14 protein-coding genes are annotated in these 15,548 nt (G+C 59.1%); 10 read left to right on the top strand and 4 right to left on the bottom strand.

The window, feature by feature from the left end; genetic code table 11:
- The first annotated feature begins 33 nt into the window (after positions 1-33).
- Positions 34-981 (top strand): alpha/beta hydrolase, encoded by a 948-nt coding sequence (locus ABLU96_RS07335; RefSeq protein ID WP_048260212.1) that lies wholly within the window; start codon positions 34-36, stop codon positions 979-981.
- 189 nt (positions 982-1,170) lie between these two features.
- On the opposite strand, the gene ABLU96_RS07330 is transcribed toward ABLU96_RS07335, so the two are convergent.
- The 4 genes from ABLU96_RS07330 to ABLU96_RS07315 all read right to left on the bottom strand — a co-directional run bounded on the left by ABLU96_RS07330 (position 1,171) and on the right by ABLU96_RS07315 (position 7,666).
- The gene (locus ABLU96_RS07330; RefSeq protein WP_038424882.1) at positions 1,171-2,571 is read right to left on the bottom strand and encodes a glycoside hydrolase family 1 protein; all 1,401 of its coding nucleotides are present in this window, start codon (positions 2,569-2,571) and stop codon (positions 1,171-1,173) included.
- A 54-nt stretch (positions 2,572-2,625) separates the two neighbouring features.
- Complete coding sequence (locus tag ABLU96_RS07325) at positions 2,626-4,818, bottom strand: CBM35 domain-containing protein (protein ID WP_163556882.1); 2,193 nt, start codon at positions 4,816-4,818, stop codon at positions 2,626-2,628.
- A gap of 15 nt (positions 4,819-4,833) precedes the next feature.
- Positions 4,834-6,171 carry a carbohydrate porin gene (locus ABLU96_RS07320; RefSeq protein WP_004853540.1) on the bottom strand — a complete coding sequence of 446 codons (1,338 nt, stop codon included), beginning with the start codon at positions 6,169-6,171 and terminating at the stop codon, positions 4,834-4,836.
- A 223-nt stretch (positions 6,172-6,394) separates the two neighbouring features.
- Positions 6,395-7,666 carry a PTS transporter subunit EIIC gene (locus ABLU96_RS07315; RefSeq protein ID WP_025106460.1) on the bottom strand — a complete coding sequence of 424 codons (1,272 nt, stop codon included), beginning with the start codon at positions 7,664-7,666 and terminating at the stop codon, positions 6,395-6,397.
- Between the two features lie 174 nt (positions 7,667-7,840).
- Between ABLU96_RS07315 and ABLU96_RS07310 the strand changes: the two genes are divergently transcribed.
- The 9 genes from ABLU96_RS07310 to ABLU96_RS07270 all read left to right on the top strand — a co-directional run.
- Positions 7,841-8,155, top strand: a complete 315-nt coding sequence (locus ABLU96_RS07310; RefSeq protein ID WP_004104871.1) for a PTS sugar transporter subunit IIB — start codon at positions 7,841-7,843, stop codon at positions 8,153-8,155.
- Positions 8,156-8,164: 9 nt separating this feature from the next.
- Positions 8,165-9,487, top strand: a complete 1,323-nt coding sequence (locus ABLU96_RS07305) for a PTS cellobiose transporter subunit IIC (protein ID WP_004134311.1) — start codon at positions 8,165-8,167, stop codon at positions 9,485-9,487.
- Between the two features lie 23 nt (positions 9,488-9,510).
- Complete coding sequence (locus tag ABLU96_RS07300; RefSeq protein WP_014226542.1) at positions 9,511-9,825, top strand: PTS lactose/cellobiose transporter subunit IIA; 315 nt, start codon at positions 9,511-9,513, stop codon at positions 9,823-9,825.
- Positions 9,826-10,012: 187 nt separating this feature from the next.
- Positions 10,013-10,927 (top strand): ROK family protein, encoded by a 915-nt coding sequence (locus ABLU96_RS07295; RefSeq protein ID WP_064406058.1) that lies wholly within the window; start codon positions 10,013-10,015, stop codon positions 10,925-10,927.
- 56 nt (positions 10,928-10,983) lie between these two features.
- Positions 10,984-11,946, top strand: coding sequence for a LacI family DNA-binding transcriptional regulator (locus tag ABLU96_RS07290; RefSeq protein WP_004124158.1), 963 nt, complete (start codon positions 10,984-10,986; stop codon positions 11,944-11,946).
- Between the two features lie 178 nt (positions 11,947-12,124).
- Positions 12,125-13,042 carry a metal ABC transporter substrate-binding protein gene (locus tag ABLU96_RS07285; RefSeq protein WP_014226544.1) on the top strand — a complete coding sequence of 306 codons (918 nt, stop codon included), beginning with the start codon at positions 12,125-12,127 and terminating at the stop codon, positions 13,040-13,042.
- Positions 13,039-13,860, top strand: coding sequence for a manganese/iron ABC transporter ATP-binding protein (locus tag ABLU96_RS07280; protein WP_014226545.1), 822 nt, complete (start codon positions 13,039-13,041; stop codon positions 13,858-13,860). Before ABLU96_RS07285 ends, ABLU96_RS07280 begins: the two co-directional genes overlap by 4 nt.
- The gene (sitC, locus tag ABLU96_RS07275; protein ID WP_014226546.1) at positions 13,857-14,705 is read left to right on the top strand and encodes an iron/manganese ABC transporter permease subunit SitC; all 849 of its coding nucleotides are present in this window, start codon (positions 13,857-13,859) and stop codon (positions 14,703-14,705) included. Before ABLU96_RS07280 ends, sitC begins: the two co-directional genes overlap by 4 nt.
- Positions 14,699-15,548, top strand: an 850-nt coding sequence (locus tag ABLU96_RS07270; protein WP_348862409.1) for a metal ABC transporter permease, incomplete at its 3' end; no start/stop codon positions are given. The genes sitC and ABLU96_RS07270, both read left to right, overlap by 7 nt.

Genomic DNA, 15,548 nt, shown 5'->3' with positions numbered 1-15,548 from the left:
GATAAATAAGCCTTTTCCTTAATGGAGATGCTTATGACGCGTTTACCTCTGGCCGCCGCCATCGCTTTGCTTTTGGCTTCTCAGGCGGCATTTTCCTCTCTTCCCACCTTTTCCGTCTGGCCCGGCGGTGAAGCGCCCGGCGCGAAAAACAGCCCGGCGAGCGAATCGCTGGTGGAGCGCAGCAAAGATCCATCGCTGCCCGATCGTGCGGTCACCGGCGTTCGCGCTCCGACAATTACCGTTTACGCGCCGGAGAAGCCCAACGGTATCGCGCTGCTGGTGACGCCGGGCGGCTCTTACCAGCGAGTGGTATTGGATAAAGAGGGCAGCGATCTCGCCCCGGTATTTAACGCCCGGGGCTATACCCTGTTTGTGATGACCTACCGGATGCCGGCGGACGGTCACGCGGAAGGCAGCGAGGCGCCGTTGGCCGATGCGCAGCGCGCGCTGCGTACCCTGCGTGCGCGGGCCGCCGAGTGGCATATCGACCCGCAAAAAATCGGCATTATGGGCTTTTCCGCCGGGGGACACGTGGCGGCAAGCCTGGAGACACGCTATAGCGAACCGGCTTACGCCGCCGTGGACGCGGTTGACCAGCAGAGCGCGCGGCCGGACTTCGCGGTGCTCGGCTATCCGGTTATTTCCATGGATCCGGCGATTGCCCATCCCGGATCGCGCAAGGCATTGATTGGCGAAACGCCGACGGCAGAGCGGCAGCACCGCTATTCACCGGAGCAGAACGTCACGCCGCAAACGCCGCCGACCTTTATTTTTCACGCGGTGGACGATCCTTCCGTGCCGGTGGATAACGCGCTGGTGATGTTTAACGCCCTGCGCGCGCAGCAGGTGCCGACCGAGCTGCATCTGTTCGCCGAGGGGAAACACGGATTTGGCATTCGCGGGACCCGGGGCCTGCCCGCCGCCGAGTGGCCGCAGCTGGCGATGAACTGGATAGCCTCGCTGGCGGAAATGAAAAAATAGCGCCGGTAATCCCCGGCTCGCGGCTGACGCCTTAGCCGGGCTACCTGTCCACAGACGGCGGGGACCTCGAAGCCCCGGTAGGTACGGTTTCCCGGGGGCGATGCTGCGCATCTGTCCGGGCTACAAGTTCGTGCGGTTTGGTAGCCCGGACAGGCGCGTCAAGCGCCGCCTCCGGGGGATTTTGCCGAGCTATTTATCAGAACTGAAGCCGTTGCTGGTCGCCAGTTCGGCAAACCACAGCGCGTTGCGCTTTATCTGCCGCTCTCCGGTTTGCAGGTCGAGCCGCCAGAAACCGTAGCGGCGCTTGAACGAGTTAATCCACGACCAGTTATCGATAAAGGTCCACTGATGCACGCCAAAGCAGTTCGCGCCGTCGGCAATGGCGCGATGCAGCTGCACCAGATGCTCTTCCATCAGGCCGATGCGGAACGAATCGTCAATAACCCCGTCTGCGCCCGGTTCGCCTTCCGACTCAATATCCATCGCAATACCGATTTCCGCGAGGAACCACTTTATATTGCCGTAGTTATCGCGAATATTGGCGGCAATGTCATAAATCGCCTGCGGCAGAATCTCATTATTATCGCGATAAGGATTAAAGCGCCCTTGCGGATTCACGTAGTTTTCGAAATAGACCTCCGGGGTGAAATAGTCCAGCGTATAGTCGCTTTCGCGCGCCTTCACCCGGCGCGGAACGTAATAGTTAACGCCGAGAAAATCGACGCGCGATCCGGTAATCAGCTCCACGTCGGCTTTTGTCACCTCCGGCAGGCAGTGGTGTGCGGCCAGAATTTCGCACAGCGCTTTCGGGAACTGATGCTTCACCAGCGGATCGAGGAAGCTGCGGTTGAAGAACAGATCCGCATACCACGCCGCTTTTTGATCTTCCGCGCTGTCGTTGCGGGTATAGGACGGCGTCAGATTCAGCACTACGCCAATCTCGCTTTCCAGCGCCAGCGCGCGAAACTCGCGCACCGCTTTGGCGTGGGCCAGCATAATGTTAAACGCCACCTGCGCCGCCAGCCTGCCGTCTTTCTTGCAGGGATAGTGGAAGTCGTACAGGTAGCCGCCCTCAACCGGCACAATCGGCTCGTTGAAGGTAATCCAGTATTTCACCTTGTGACCGAATAGCTCAAAAGCGGTACGGGCAAAACGCGCGAAAAGATCGGTCACGTGCGCCGACTCAAAGCCGCCGTACTGCTTTTGCAGCGCTTCCGGCATGTCAAAATGATAGAGGTTGATCATCGGCTCGATGCCGTTTTCAATCATCTCATCAAGGTAGGCATGATAGAAACGCACCGCGTCCGCATTGGGCGCGCCGGTTTCGAAGTCGTCAATCAGCCGCGACCACTGAATCGACGTGCGGAAGGAGTTGAACCCGGTCCGCTTCATCAACGCCACGTCCTGGGGATACTGATGATAGGTGTCGCAAACGGTTTGCGGCCCAATCTGCTGATAAAAACGTTCCGGCTGTTCGGCAAACCAGCTATCCCAAATAGAACGGTGCGGCTTGTTGCTTATCCCTTCCGTTTGCGGACCGGATGCCGCCGCGCCCCATAAAAAGCCTTCCGGAAACTGATACCGGGTCATAACCCCTCCTGTAAGTTAAAAAAGGCCGCACCCAACGGGCGCAGCCAATAAGCACTACTCTGCAACCACTTCAATCGATTTGATAAACATGTAGCCCCAGTCGCCGGCGAATTTACCGAAGTCGATGCGGTTATCGCCGGCCTTCAGCTCAACCGGCACCAGCAGCTGCTGGCCCTGCTCATCGGTCTGCGGGAATTCAACCGCGATTGGCGCGCCGTCGTTGACGATAAACGAATTTTTCTTACCGCCCCATTTGCCGCTGAACGTCACCCGCAGCTGATACTTGCCGGCCCACGGCGCGGAAACCTGCCAGCTGACCTTATCCCCGTCGTTGGCGAACGGCCCGAGGAAGCCGTCGCCGCCAATCGCCAGCGCGTCTTTTTCGCTTTTCGCCGCCGCAATCTTGCCATCGGTCACGTTCAATACCCCGCCGCCAAAACGGCAGTAGTCGGCGGGGACTTTACCGACGGCTTCCGTCACCGTGACCTTAACGGTTTTGCTGCTTTTGAGCAGGCCGTCATCGGCGCTAAAAGTCAGCGCGTATTCACCGGGAGCGCTGAACCAGGCGCGGGTTTCGGCTTTATCCGTCGCGCAGAAGTGGGCCTGCGCGCTGCCGCCGTTGCTCCAGCTCACCGTCACGTTGCGGTCCGGGAGGGCGTCATCGCGCCAGCTCGCGCTGAGCTGCACGCCCTGGTCCTGGCTGGTGGTGAGCGTCTCCGCCAGCGCCACTACCGGCGCCTGATTCGCCTGAGTATGCTTCACGCTAATCACGTTCGAAGGCGATGAACTGCCGCTCTCGTTTTTAGCGATGACGCGGTAATAGTACGTATTCCCCAGCCGCAGACTGCGATAGTCATCGCGGAACAGATCCATCGTCTGCGGGTTCCACTCGTTAACGCCGTCGGAAATGTCGCGCCCCACGACCTTCCACGGCCCGGATGGCGAATCAGCGCGCTCAACATCATAGGCGCGCCCTACCGCCGCCCCCAGCCAGTTGATCGCAAACGGTGAATCCGTCGGCCGCAGCGTCGGCGCGTCAGGTTTCGGCAGCGGCGGCGCTTTCTCCTGCCCGTTCATCTGCGCGGCGGCGGTGCGCACCAGGTCGACCACCTCCATCTCCTGGTTGGCCTTACCTTCGACCGGGAAGCCCGGCAGATGGTAGCTGTAGTGGCCGGTGGACTCTTTGTGCCAGTAGAAGCCGCCGTCGTGACGATGACCGCGGAAGCCCCAGATTAAACCGCCCGCCGCCTGCGCGCCGTTGACTTCGCTATGGACGATCGACTGCATAATGGCGTTAAGCTGCTGCGCGTCCAGCAGGCCAAATTCGCCCACCATGTAGACTTTCTTACCCGCTGCCGCCGTCAGGTCTTTTTTCACCTGTTCGGGATGGTTGTTATCGGCATTGGTGTAGTAATGGTTGCTGACGATATCGACATGGGGATCGTTAAGCGCAAACGCATTAATTTTCTTATAGGTACCATCCACCACCAGCTGGTGCGGCGCCCACTTTTTGATCCACGCGGCGGTCTGCTGAAGGAACGCCGCGTTGGTGTCCTCCAGCTCGTTGCCGGTCTCCCAGGCCATAATCGCTTTTTCGTCATAGTAAGGGCGCCCGGTCACGCTGTTGGTACGGGTGATAACCTGACGAATCACGTCCAGATAGGCCTTGAAGGTTTTACTGTCGGTACGGTAAAAATCCTCCGGCTTTTCGTGGTAGAACGCCGCCAGCTGCTCGCGACCGCCCCACCACCACCAGTGATCGATAAACGGCAGAATCAGGCGCAGCCCCTGTTTGTCCGCCTCGGCGATCATGTTGTCGTACACCCGCATCGCCTTTTCGTTCAGGCGCGGCATGCCGTCGGCGGTTTCCGGGGCCAGAATATGGGTTTCGCGACCGCAGGCCTCGTCAAACGTCTGCTGCACCGAGAGCACGTATACCCGCTGCGCCCTGGCGCCAGTTTGCACGAGCGCTTTAATCCAGTTTTCCTGTTCCTCCGCCGTCGGCCAGCGGAAGTATTGCCCCCAGCCGCGCGAGTCGGCCTTGCAGGTACCGCGCGCATCGTCCTCGATACGGTGCAGTTCCGGCGCATGAATGCCCGCAAAGCGGAACACCTTGTCGCCATCTTTTAACGTTGCGCCGTCGCGGGTAATAAAGTGTTCAAAGTGCGACTGCTCCGCGGCCATCGCGCCTGCGCTTCCCAGCGCCGAAAGCAGCGCGACGAGCATCAGTTTTTTCACCGGCTTAATCATCGTTATCTCTCCTTAGAACCAGACTTCGGCCTGCACGCCGAAATTCAGCGTATCGGTGTCGCCGCTGCGCGAGTAGCTACCGGCGGAAAGGGTATTGGTGCTCCAGTCGTAGTTGCCGTCCAGCGCGTCGGACACCCCCTTATCCCACTTCGCGTAAGTGACGAAGAAGCGCAGCTGCGGGCGAGTCCAGAAGCCGGAATCAAAGGTCAGGGTCGGCGCGATGGTCACTTTGGTCAGGCCGCCTTTGCCTTTGCCGTCCACGCCTTTGTAGTTTTTATCGTCGAGATATTCGTAGCCCAGCTCGTACTGCATGGCGAAGTTTTTGGTGATCTGCTGGTACGGGCGAATCCCCGCCACCCAGCTGGTGCGCCCCCAGCCTTCGGCGTCTTCCGTCCACCAGCGGTAGTTTTTGTCTTTCTGATAGTAGGCGAACGTGGAGATTTCCCAGTCGCCGAGCGAGGCCATGTTATCCAGCACCACGCGCCAGGACTGGGTATCGTCGAGGTTTGCCCAGCCCCAGCCGTTTTTACCCAGCGAGTCTCCCGCCGCCAGGCCACGCCCGTACTGGAAGACCACGCGAGAGTAGCCGCCGGTCAGGCCGTAAAAGCCGTCAAAGTTGTAAACGCCGGTCACGCCGTAGCCCTTCTCCGCCGAGGTCGGGTGCTTCTCGTTGCGGTTCATGTGGTGGCCAATTAGCTCAAGATCGAAGCCGGTGCCGCCGATCTTTTTCAGCCACAGGTTGAGCGAGTAGTCATCCGGATAGCCCTGATCGCCTTTGTCGACCGGGTAGGCTTTGGTTTCATCCGTCGGCGAGAAGGCGTAAACCCCGGCATCGAAGCGCGCGAAGCCGAGATCCATGTTGTCGAAGCCGCCGCCGGTACCGTTGTACTGAATGTACTCCCAGTCGAACTGGTGGCTGGAGGTGTTGGAGCTGCTGTAGCGCTTACCGGCCCAGAAGGTCATTTCCGGGGCGAAGTCGAGATTTGACAGTTCGGCAAAACCTTCACGGAACTGCACATCATGCCCGTCGTCATCCTGACAGTTCCAGTCTGAGGTGCATTTCGACTGATGGGTAATGTTGGCCTGGACTTTAGCCACCACGCCGCTGTCCGAGGTTAACGTCACCGTCGGGATCAGTTCGATCTTGGTGTCCTCTTCGTTGCCCAGACGCCACTTGCCGTCCGGCATCAGGCCAACGGAGTCGGCGCGGTTACCGTCGGCGTTGGCGAGGATCCCCGAACGGATATAGCCGTGGAGCATAAAATCGTACTTCGGATCGGCGATGGCGCAGTCGCTCATCACCGCGAGGGCGAGTAAAGACAGAGGTATTGAATGATTTAGCCTGATCATTTTTTATCCTTGGTTATTTTTTTATTAACACTGCCTGAGAACGGGAGGAAATTTACGGATCAAAATTGGAAATGTACATCCATTAACGGAAAGCGCTTTCCGTAATTGCCGGATGAGTTCACAAATTTAACGATAGCGGGCAAATATTCGTGATTTAGATCACATCTTTAAGCGGAAATAAAAAAGCCCGCGCGCGGCGGGCTGTGGCAGGCAGGCGAAAAGCTTAGCGTTCGGCGTCGGCGAGCTGCCGTTCATAGACCTTGAAGAACGGACGATAGAGCATCCAGGCATTAAAAATAGCGAACAGGCACATGCAGAGGTTTTTCCAGCTGCCGTTGGCTGACCACGCCGCGCCGAGCGGCGCCGGCATCGACCACGGCAGCATCGCCACCGCCCGATCGAGAACCCCAAGATGGGTTAAATACCAGGCGATACAGGCGTTTATCAACGGTACAAAAAGAAACGGCAGCAGGAAAACCGGGTTCATGATAATCGGAAAGCCGAACAATATCGGCTCATTGATGTTAAACAGCGAGGGCAGCAGGCCAATTTTCCCCACGCTTTTCAGCTGCCGCGAACGGCTGCGCATCGCCATAAAAACCAGCGGCAGCGTCGAGCCGATGCCGCCGATCAGCAGGTAGAAATCCCAGAATCCCTGCAGGTAGATATGCGGCAGCGTAGCGGAACCGGCGGCCAGCGCCTGCTGGTTTTCAAACAGATAGGTCATCCAGAACGGGTTCATAATCCCGGTGATAATCAGCGCGCCGTGAATGCCGACAAACCAAAGCAGGTTGCAGATAAATAAAGAAATTAATACCGCAGTTAGGGTATCGGACGCCACCACCAGCGGCCGCACCGCTTCGCTAATCAGCTCCGGTAAAATGCGCCCGGTGCTCTGCAGCAGCAGCGCGTTGATGACGCTAATAGAGAGCATCACCACCAGCAGCGGGATCAGCAGCTGAAAGCCGTTGCGGGTCATCACCGGCACCTCTTCCGGCAGGCGGATGCACCAGCCTTTCTTATAGAAAAAGCGCACGATTTCAATAGAGTAAGTGCTTGAAATCAGTGCGGTAAAAATCCCCATTCCGCCGAGGAAAATATTGGTCGCGCCGTTGTCGCGAAAGCCGATAAACAGCAAAAACGCCAGGCAGCCGGTCAGCCCGCAGAGCCGCTCCGGCAGCCGGTACTGCTTGGCAAGGCTGGCGCTGGCGCCGAAGGCCACAATCAGCGCCACCAGCCCGATAGTCAATTCAAAGGTTGGCAGCAGAATGGGCCGCAGCTGGAAATAGAACTGGCCGAAAGCCGATGCGCCGTTAATGGAAACGGGCGGAAACAAAATCGGCACCAGCAAACTTCCCACAATCACAAACGGCATCGCCAGCGCAAAGCTGTCGCGCATCGCCGTAATGTGGTTATTGCGCGTCAGAACGTTGGCCAGCGGCGCCAGCCGCTGCTCGATGATATCGACGGCAACATTCATCAACTGAATGTTCATAATCCTGCCTTTAAGAATAGAGGTGTCGCCAGGATGATCGCGCACTCCCGGGTAAAGTAAAAGCCCGCCATAGGTGATCGTGGTCACAATAAATAAATCCACAAACGGAAAGCGCTTTCCGTTTTATATCCGTTATGACTATAGTCGGCGCATCCATCTCATCAGGAGCGATATATGAAAAAGATAATGTTGTGCTGTTCCGCGGGCATGTCCACCAGCCTGCTGGTGAAAAAAATGATCGCCGAAGCCGAGCAGCGCGGTCTGCCGGTGGAGATCAACGCCTTTGGCGTCGCGGAATTCGATCAACAGGTCGGCCATTACCAGGTGGTCCTGCTGGGGCCGCAGGTGAAATACATGCAGAAAGATCTGCAAAAGCAGGCTGATAAATACGGTATCCGCGTGGAACCCATCAACATGATGGATTACGGCATGCAGAAAGGCGGCGCCGTACTGGATTTCGCGCTTTCCCTTATCGATAACAAAAACTAAGGAAAGATCATGAGCTCTCTGTACGCGAAGCTGATCGCCGTGATTGAACAGAAGATCACGCCTATGGCGGGGGCGATCGGCCAACAAAAATACGTCACCTCCATCCGCGACGGTTTTATTACCGCCCTGCCCTTTATGATCGTCGGCTCGTTTTTGCTGGTCTTTATCTTCCCGCCGTTTTCCCCGGATACAACGTGGGGCTTTGCCCGCGCCTGGCTGCAATTTTCTCTCGATCATCGCGATGCGCTGATGCTGCCGTTTAACTTCAGCATGGGGGTGATGACGCTGTTTATCGCCGTCGGGATCGCCGCCAGCCTGGCAAAACACCACAATCTGGACTCGCTGACCGCCGGGATGCTGTCGCTGATGTCGTTCCTGCTGGTGGCCGCGCCGCTGAAAGATGGCCAGATCTCCACCGCCTACTTCTCCGGCCAGGGGATCTTCACCGCAATTCTGGTGGCGATTTACTCTACCGAGCTGTACGCCTTCCTCAAGCGCCACAATATTACGATCCGTCTGCCGCCTGAAGTGCCGGCGGGCGTGGCGCGCTCGTTTGAGATCCTGATCCCGGTGCTGGCGATCGTGCTGACGCTGCATCCGCTGAACCTGTTTATCGAAGCGCAGCTGGGCATGATCATACCGGAAGCGATCATGTCGCTGGTGAAACCGCTGGTGGCGGCGTCCGATACTCTACCGGCGATTCTGCTGTCGGTGCTGGTGTGCCAGGTCCTGTGGTTTGCCGGCATTCACGGGGCGCTGATCGTCACCGGGATTATGAATCCGTTCTGGATGGCGAACCTGTCGATCAACCAGGCGGCGATGGCCGCAGGCACCGCGATCCCGCATATCTATGTCCAGGGCTTCTGGGATCACTATCTGCTGATCGGCGGCGTCGGCTCCACCCTGCCGCTGGCTTTGATGCTGCTGCGCAGTAAGGCGGTGCATCTGCGGACGATTGGCCGGATGGGCGTGGTGCCGGGCGTATTTAACATCAACGAACCGATTCTGTTCGGCGCGCCGATCATTATGAATCCGCTGTTCTTCCTGCCGTTCGTGCTGGTGCCGATGATCAACGCAACCCTGGCCTACTTTGCGCTGAAGCTGGACCTGGTGAGCCGCGTGGTGTCGATGACGCCGTGGACGACGCCGGCCCCTATCGGCGCCTCGTGGGCGGCGAACTGGAGCTTTAGCCCGGTGATCATGTGCCTGATTTGCATGGCGACGGCGATGGTGATGTATCTGCCGTTCCTCAAAGCCTACGAAAAACAGCTGCTGGAGCAGGAGCACGCTAACGCGGCGGCCCAGGCCGAAAGCGCGCCGCAGTCCGCATAATTCATACTATTCAGAGGTTTGTCATGGAATTAGAAGAACAGGTAATGGGTATCATCATCAACGCCGGGCAGTCGCGTAGTCTCTGTTACGAAGCGCTGAGCTGCGCTAAAGCGGGTGATTTCGCCGCCGCCGACGAAAAAATGAAAGAAGCGGCGCATTTTGCCCGCGAGGCGCATTTGGTACAGACCCAGCTGATTGAGGCCGACGAAGGCGAGGGTAAAACCAAAATGACTCTGGTGATGGTTCACGCTCAGGATCATCTGATGACCTCGATTCTGGCGAAAGAGCTGATCGGCGAACTGATCGCCATTTACCGCTCGCGACCGCTGCACGCGTAGGGTTCCCCCTCTCCGGGGAGAGGAGATGACGTAGCCCGGGTAAGGCGTTTACGCCGCAACCCGGGAAAACGGTAAATGCTCATGTCACCTGGCTGACTGACTTCCCGGCTCGCGCTGCGCTTAGCCGGGCTACCTGAACTACACGCGTAGCGGCCCGGGAAACCGTCGGCCACAATTAAGGACAACCATGCTACATCTGGGTTTAGACATTGGCGGCACCAAAATGGAAGCCGTCCTGCTCAACGCGGCGGGCGAATGCGTCTATCGCCAGCGCCGTCCGACGCATAAAGAGAGCTATCAGGCGTTTATGCAGCAGCTGCTCGGACTGATTGCGACCGTCCGCGACTGGAGCGAACGGCCGTTTACTCTCGGTATCGGCCTGCCGGGGGCTATCGACCCGCAAAGCGGCCTGATTAAAAACTGTAACTGTCTGGTGCTCAACGGCCACGACCTGCGTCATGACCTGATGCGGGAGCTCGGTCAACCGGTATGGATGGCAAACGATGCCGACTGCTTCACCCTCTCTGAGGCGGTAGACGGCGCGGGCGCGGGGGCACCGACCGTATTCGGCGTTATCATCGGTACCGGCTGCGGCGGCGGCGTCGCGGTGAACCAACGGCTGCTCAGCGGGCCTAACGCCATCGCTGGCGAATGGGGACACAATCCTCTGCCGGGGTACCGCCCCGAGCGCGACGGCCCGGCGCAGCCCTGCTACTGCGGCAAAGAGAACTGCATCGAAAGCTTTATCTCCGGTACCGGCTTTGCCCGCCGCTACGGCGAGCAGGCGCCTGCGGAAGCGATTATCGCCGCCGCGCAAAACGGCGAACCGCAGGCGCTGGCCCACTGGCGGCATTTTATTGACGCTTTCGGCCGTAGCCTGGCGTCGGTAATCAATATCCTCGATCCGCAGGTGATTGTACTGGGCGGCGGGCTCTCCAACGTCGGGCAAATCTATGAGCAGCTGCCGTCGGCGATTGTCCCGTATCTCTTTTCCGACAGCTGCCGAACGCAGATCAAACAGGCCCGCTTCGGCGACGCCAGCGGCGTGCGCGGCGCGGCCTGGCTGCCGGTTCTGGCCAACGCTGAAGCCGGTCGGCGGTAGACACTTTTTTCAGCAGGTATGCTAAGCTAGGCGAAAATATTCAGACAGAAAATGCCATGCCAACCATTGATGATGTTTCAAGATTAGCGAATGTCTCCCGAGCGACGGTATCCCGCGTGCTGACCGGCACGCGGGGCGTGCGCGAAGAGAGCCGGGAAGCGGTGCTGCGCGCGGTAGAGGAACTTAACTACCGCCCGAGCTTTGCCGCGCAAAACCTCGCCAGTCAGACATCCAATCACGTGGGGCTGGTGATCCCGGCGAACGATGACAGCAGCGGCGCGCGCCTGCTGCCGATGCTCTCGCTAGCGCTGAAGGGGCTGAATAAAAACCTGATTGTTCAGTACGTCACGGATGCGGCGGAACAGGCGGCGGTCGTCGACGATTTACAGCGCCAGTGCGTGGCGGTGGTGGTGCTCGGCGCCGTCCCGGCGGATGCGCCGCGCAACGTGATCTCCTTTGACCGCTTCAGCATTGCCGGGGTCAATAATCAGGGCTACGACTACGCTTTTGCCACCGAAAGCGCCTGCCGCTACGTGATCGGCAAGGGCCATCGCAATATCGCGCTGCTCGTTGATAACGACAGCGATGACGCCAGCCGCCAGATGCTCGAAGGCTATCGCAACGTCCTGCAAAACTACTCCATCCCTTTTAACCGGCAGCTGATGCTGGCGGCCAACGATAACGTTGAACAGGCGCTGCTGACGCTGATTAATAGCTTCAGCAAATACTCGGTGATTATCGTGAAACGGGACCGCTACGCCGCCGAAGCGATGCGCCTGCTGCGCGAGTTCAACGTTGCCGTACCGCAGGAGGTCTCGCTGCTGAGCCTGGAAGATTCTCCCCTCGCCTCGCTGCTCAATCCGCCGCTGACCTGTATCTCCTGGCCGCTGGAGCAGCTGATGGAGAACTGCCTGCAGCGTATCCGCAACCTGATTGACGAGCGCCCCACCTTCTCTCCCGAAGGGCGCACGCTGGCGGGCCGCCTGATCCCCCGCCAGTCGGTGGCCGATCTCTCCTGATTTCAGCGTCCGGCCTTCCGCGTGGCCGGGTCTTTTCCTCTCCCGCCGCGGGTTCGCACGCTAATCATTCGCCTCACATCTAAATAAGAATTATTTTCATTTATAAATAGCTTGTGCTATATAACATAGCAATGGCTATAAATGATGATTAATTAACCGCAACGTTGTGAGGGACCTTATGCTGCACCTGCCACCCCTGAAGCATCTGATGTTTGCCGCCACGCTGGCGCTGCTGGCCGTCGCCCCCGTCCAGGCAAAAGAGAAATTTAAAGTGATTACCACCTTCACGGTGATCGCCGATATGGCGCAAAACGTCGCGGGCGACGCCGCCGACGTCAGCTCCATCACCAAACCGGGGGCCGAGATCCATGAATATCAGCCGACCCCCGGAGATATCAAACGCGCGCAGGGCGCGCAGCTGATCCTCGCCAACGGCCTGAATCTTGAACTGTGGTTCGCCCGCTTTTATCAGCACTTAAACGGCGTACCGGAAGTGGTGGTCAGCAACGGTATTCAGCCGATGGGCATCAGCGAAGGGCCGTATAACGGCAAACCCAACCCGCACGCGTGGATGTCGGCGGACAATGCGCTGATCTACGTCGATAATATTCGCGACGCGCTGGTGAAATACGATCCTGCGAACGCCGACGCCTATCGCCACAACGCCGAAGCCTACAAAGAGAAGATCCGCCAGACCATGGCGCCGCTGAAGGCGGAGCTGGCGAAGCTGCCGCAGGATAAGCGCTGGCTGGTGACCAGCGAGGGCGCGTTCTCCTATCTGGCCCGCGATAACGGCCTCCAGGAGCGCTATCTGTGGCCGATAAACGCCGACCAGCAGGGCACCCCGCAGCAGGTGCGCAAAACCATCGACACCATGAAGAAAGAGCGGATCCCGACTATCTTTAGCGAAAGCACCATCTCTGATAAACCGGCGCGTCAGGTGGCCCGGGAGGCCGGCGCCCACTACGGCGGCGTCCTGTACGTCGACTCTCTGAGCGCCGCCGATGGCCCGGTACCGACCTATCTCGACCTGCTGCGCGTCACCACCCAAACCATCGTCCAGGGCATCAACGACGGACTAAGGAAACAGGCATGAGTCACGAGCTGCCGGGCCTCGCGGTCAACAATGTCAGCGTCACCTACCGCAACGGTCATACCGCGCTGCGCGATGCTTCTTTTAGCGTCCCGCGCAGCGCCATCGCGGCGCTGGTCGGGGTGAACGGCTCGGGAAAATCGACGCTGTTTAAAGCGCTGATGGGCTTTGTGCGCGTCGGAAAAGGCGATATTGCGATTCTCGGTCAGCCGGTTAATCGCGCCCTGCGGCAGAACCTCGTCGCCTACGTTCCGCAGGCGGAAGAGGTGGACTGGTCCTTCCCGGTGCTGGTGGAAGATGTGGTGATGATGGGGCGCTATGGCCATATGGGCTGGCTACGGCGGGCCAAACCGCGCGACCATGAGATTGTCGACGCCGCCCTGGCGCGGGTCGGCATGAGCGAGTACCGCCACCGCCAGATCGGCGAACTCTCCGGCGGGCAGAAAAAGCGCGTGTTTCTGGCCCGCGCTATCGCTCAGCAGGGAAAAGTCATTCTGCTGGATGAACCCTTTACCGGCGTCGACGTGCAGACCGAAGCGCGCATCATCGAGCTGCTGCGGGAACTGCGCGACGAAGGCTGCACCATGCTGGTTTCCACCCATAACCTCGGCTCGGTAAGCGAGTTCTGCGACTACACGGTGATGGTCAAAGGCACCGTGCTGGCCAGCGGCCCGACGGAAAGCACCTTTACCGCCGAAAACCTCGAACTGGCGTTTAGCGGCGTGCTGCGCCACGTGGTGCTGAGCGGCGCGGAAGAGCGGATTATCACCGACGATGAGCGGCCATTTATCAGCCGTCGGGCGGCGGGAGGCGAAAGATGAGCTGGCTACTGGAGCCGTTTGGTTATCACTATATGCTGAACGCGATGTGGGTCTCGGCGCTGGTGGGCGGGGTGTGCGCGTTTCTCTCCTGCTACCTGATGCTTAAAGGCTGGTCGCTGATTGGCGACGCCCTCTCCCACTCCATCGTGCCCGGCGTGGCGGGCGCTTATATGCTCGGCCTGCCCTTCGCGCTGGGGGCGTTTCTTTCCGGCGGCCTGGCGGCGGGCAGCATGCTGTTTCTTAACCAGCGTTCGAAGCTGAAGGAAGACGCGATTATCGGCCTGATCTTCTCCTCTTTTTTCGGTATTGGCCTGTTTATGGTGTCGCTGAACCCCACTTCGGTGAATATCCAGACCATTATTCTCGGCAATATTCTGGCCATCGCCCCGGAGGATATTATCCAGCTGGCGGCGATTGGCTCTATTTCGATGGCGATTCTGCTGCTGAAGTGGAAAGACCTGATGGTGACCTTTTTCGATGAAAACCACGCTCGTTCCATTGGCCTGAATACCACCGCGCTGAAGCTGCTGTTCTTTACCCTGCTGGCGGCCTGTACCGTGGCGGCGCTGCAGACCGTCGGCGCGTTTCTGGTGATTTGCCTGGTGGTGACGCCCGGGGCCACCGCCTGGCTGTTGACCGACCGCTTCCCGCGCCTGCTGGCGATTGCCGTCGCGATTGGCAGCCTGACCAGCTTTTTCGGCGCGTGGCTGAGCTACTATCTGGACGGGGCGACCGGCGGGATTATCGTCGTCGCCCAGACGCTGCTGTTTTTAGCCGCTTTTGTTTTCGCGCCGAAGCACGGCCTGCTCGCCAGCCGTCGCCGCGCCAGGGAGGCCTCATGCTGAGCGCGCTGATTGAACCTTTCCAGTTCTCCTTTATGGTCAACGCCATGCTGGTGGCGGCGATCGTTGCCGTCCCCTGCGCGCTGCTGTCGGTGTTTTTGGTGCTCAAGGGCTGGGCGCTGATGGGCGATGCCATGAGCCACGCGGTTTTTCCGGGCGTGGTGGTGGCGTATATTCTCGGTATCCCCTTCGCCATCGGCGCGTTTATCGCCGGGTTGTTCTGCGCCATCGCCACCGGTTATCTCGACGATAACAGCCGCATTAAGCGCGATACGATCATGGGCATCGTATTTTCCGGGATGTTTGGCGCGGGCCTGGTGCTGTACGTGTCGATTCAGTCGGAGGTCCATCTCGATCATATTCTGTTTGGCGACATGCTGGGTATTTCCGCCAGCGATATTGCGCAAACGTCGCTGATCGCGCTGGCGATTGCGCTGATAATCGGGCTTAAGTGGCGTGATTTTCTGCTGCACGCCTTTGATCCACAGCAGGCGAAGGCCAGCGGATTGCGCTGCGGGCTGCTGCATTATGGGCTGCTGTGCATGATTGCGCTGACCATCGTGGCGACGCTGAAAGCGGTGGGGATCATTTTGTCGATTTCGCTGCTGATAGCGCCGGGGGCGATCGCTCTGCTGCTGACGCGGCGTTTTGTCAGCGCCCTGCTGCTGGCGGTGGCGATAGCGTTAAGCTGTTCGCTGGGCGGCGTGTGGCTGTCGTTTTATCTCGACAGCGCCCCGGCGCCGACCATTGTGGTGCTGTTTACCGTCCTGTTCGTTATTGCGTTTGTCTGGACGTCGGTTCGCGATAGTCAAACCACGGCCCGTTCCGGCGAGGCCCCGGGTCGCG

It is taken from the genome of Klebsiella sp. CN_Kp106, assembly GCF_040064575.1.
GTDB lineage: Bacteria > Pseudomonadota > Gammaproteobacteria > Enterobacterales > Enterobacteriaceae > Klebsiella > Klebsiella michiganensis.
This window is presented reverse-complemented; position numbering and strand designations above follow the sequence as displayed.

Bases quoted from the DNA above. Each gene is read 5' to 3' on its own strand.
- ABLU96_RS07290 (WP_004124158.1), top strand. From the start codon at position 10,984: ATGCCAACCATTGATGATGTTTCAAGATTAGCGAATGTCTCCCGAGCG.
- ABLU96_RS07280 (WP_014226545.1), top strand. From the start codon at position 13,039: ATGAGTCACGAGCTGCCGGGCCTCGCGGTCAACAATGTCAGCGTCACC.
- ABLU96_RS07335 (WP_048260212.1), top strand. From the start codon at position 34: ATGACGCGTTTACCTCTGGCCGCCGCCATCGCTTTGCTTTTGGCTTCT.
- ABLU96_RS07330 (WP_038424882.1), bottom strand. From the start codon at position 2,571: ATGACCCGGTATCAGTTTCCGGAAGGCTTTTTATGGGGCGCGGCGGCA.
- ABLU96_RS07320 (WP_004853540.1), bottom strand. From the start codon at position 6,171: ATGATCAGGCTAAATCATTCAATACCTCTGTCTTTACTCGCCCTCGCG.
- ABLU96_RS07315 (WP_025106460.1), bottom strand. From the start codon at position 7,666: ATGAACATTCAGTTGATGAATGTTGCCGTCGATATCATCGAGCAGCGG.
- ABLU96_RS07295 (WP_064406058.1), top strand. From the start codon at position 10,013: ATGCTACATCTGGGTTTAGACATTGGCGGCACCAAAATGGAAGCCGTC.
- ABLU96_RS07300 (WP_014226542.1), top strand. From the start codon at position 9,511: ATGGAATTAGAAGAACAGGTAATGGGTATCATCATCAACGCCGGGCAG.
- ABLU96_RS07310 (WP_004104871.1), top strand. From the start codon at position 7,841: ATGAAAAAGATAATGTTGTGCTGTTCCGCGGGCATGTCCACCAGCCTG.
- ABLU96_RS07305 (WP_004134311.1), top strand. From the start codon at position 8,165: ATGAGCTCTCTGTACGCGAAGCTGATCGCCGTGATTGAACAGAAGATC.
- sitC (WP_014226546.1), top strand. From the start codon at position 13,857: ATGAGCTGGCTACTGGAGCCGTTTGGTTATCACTATATGCTGAACGCG.
- ABLU96_RS07285 (WP_014226544.1), top strand. From the start codon at position 12,125: ATGCTGCACCTGCCACCCCTGAAGCATCTGATGTTTGCCGCCACGCTG.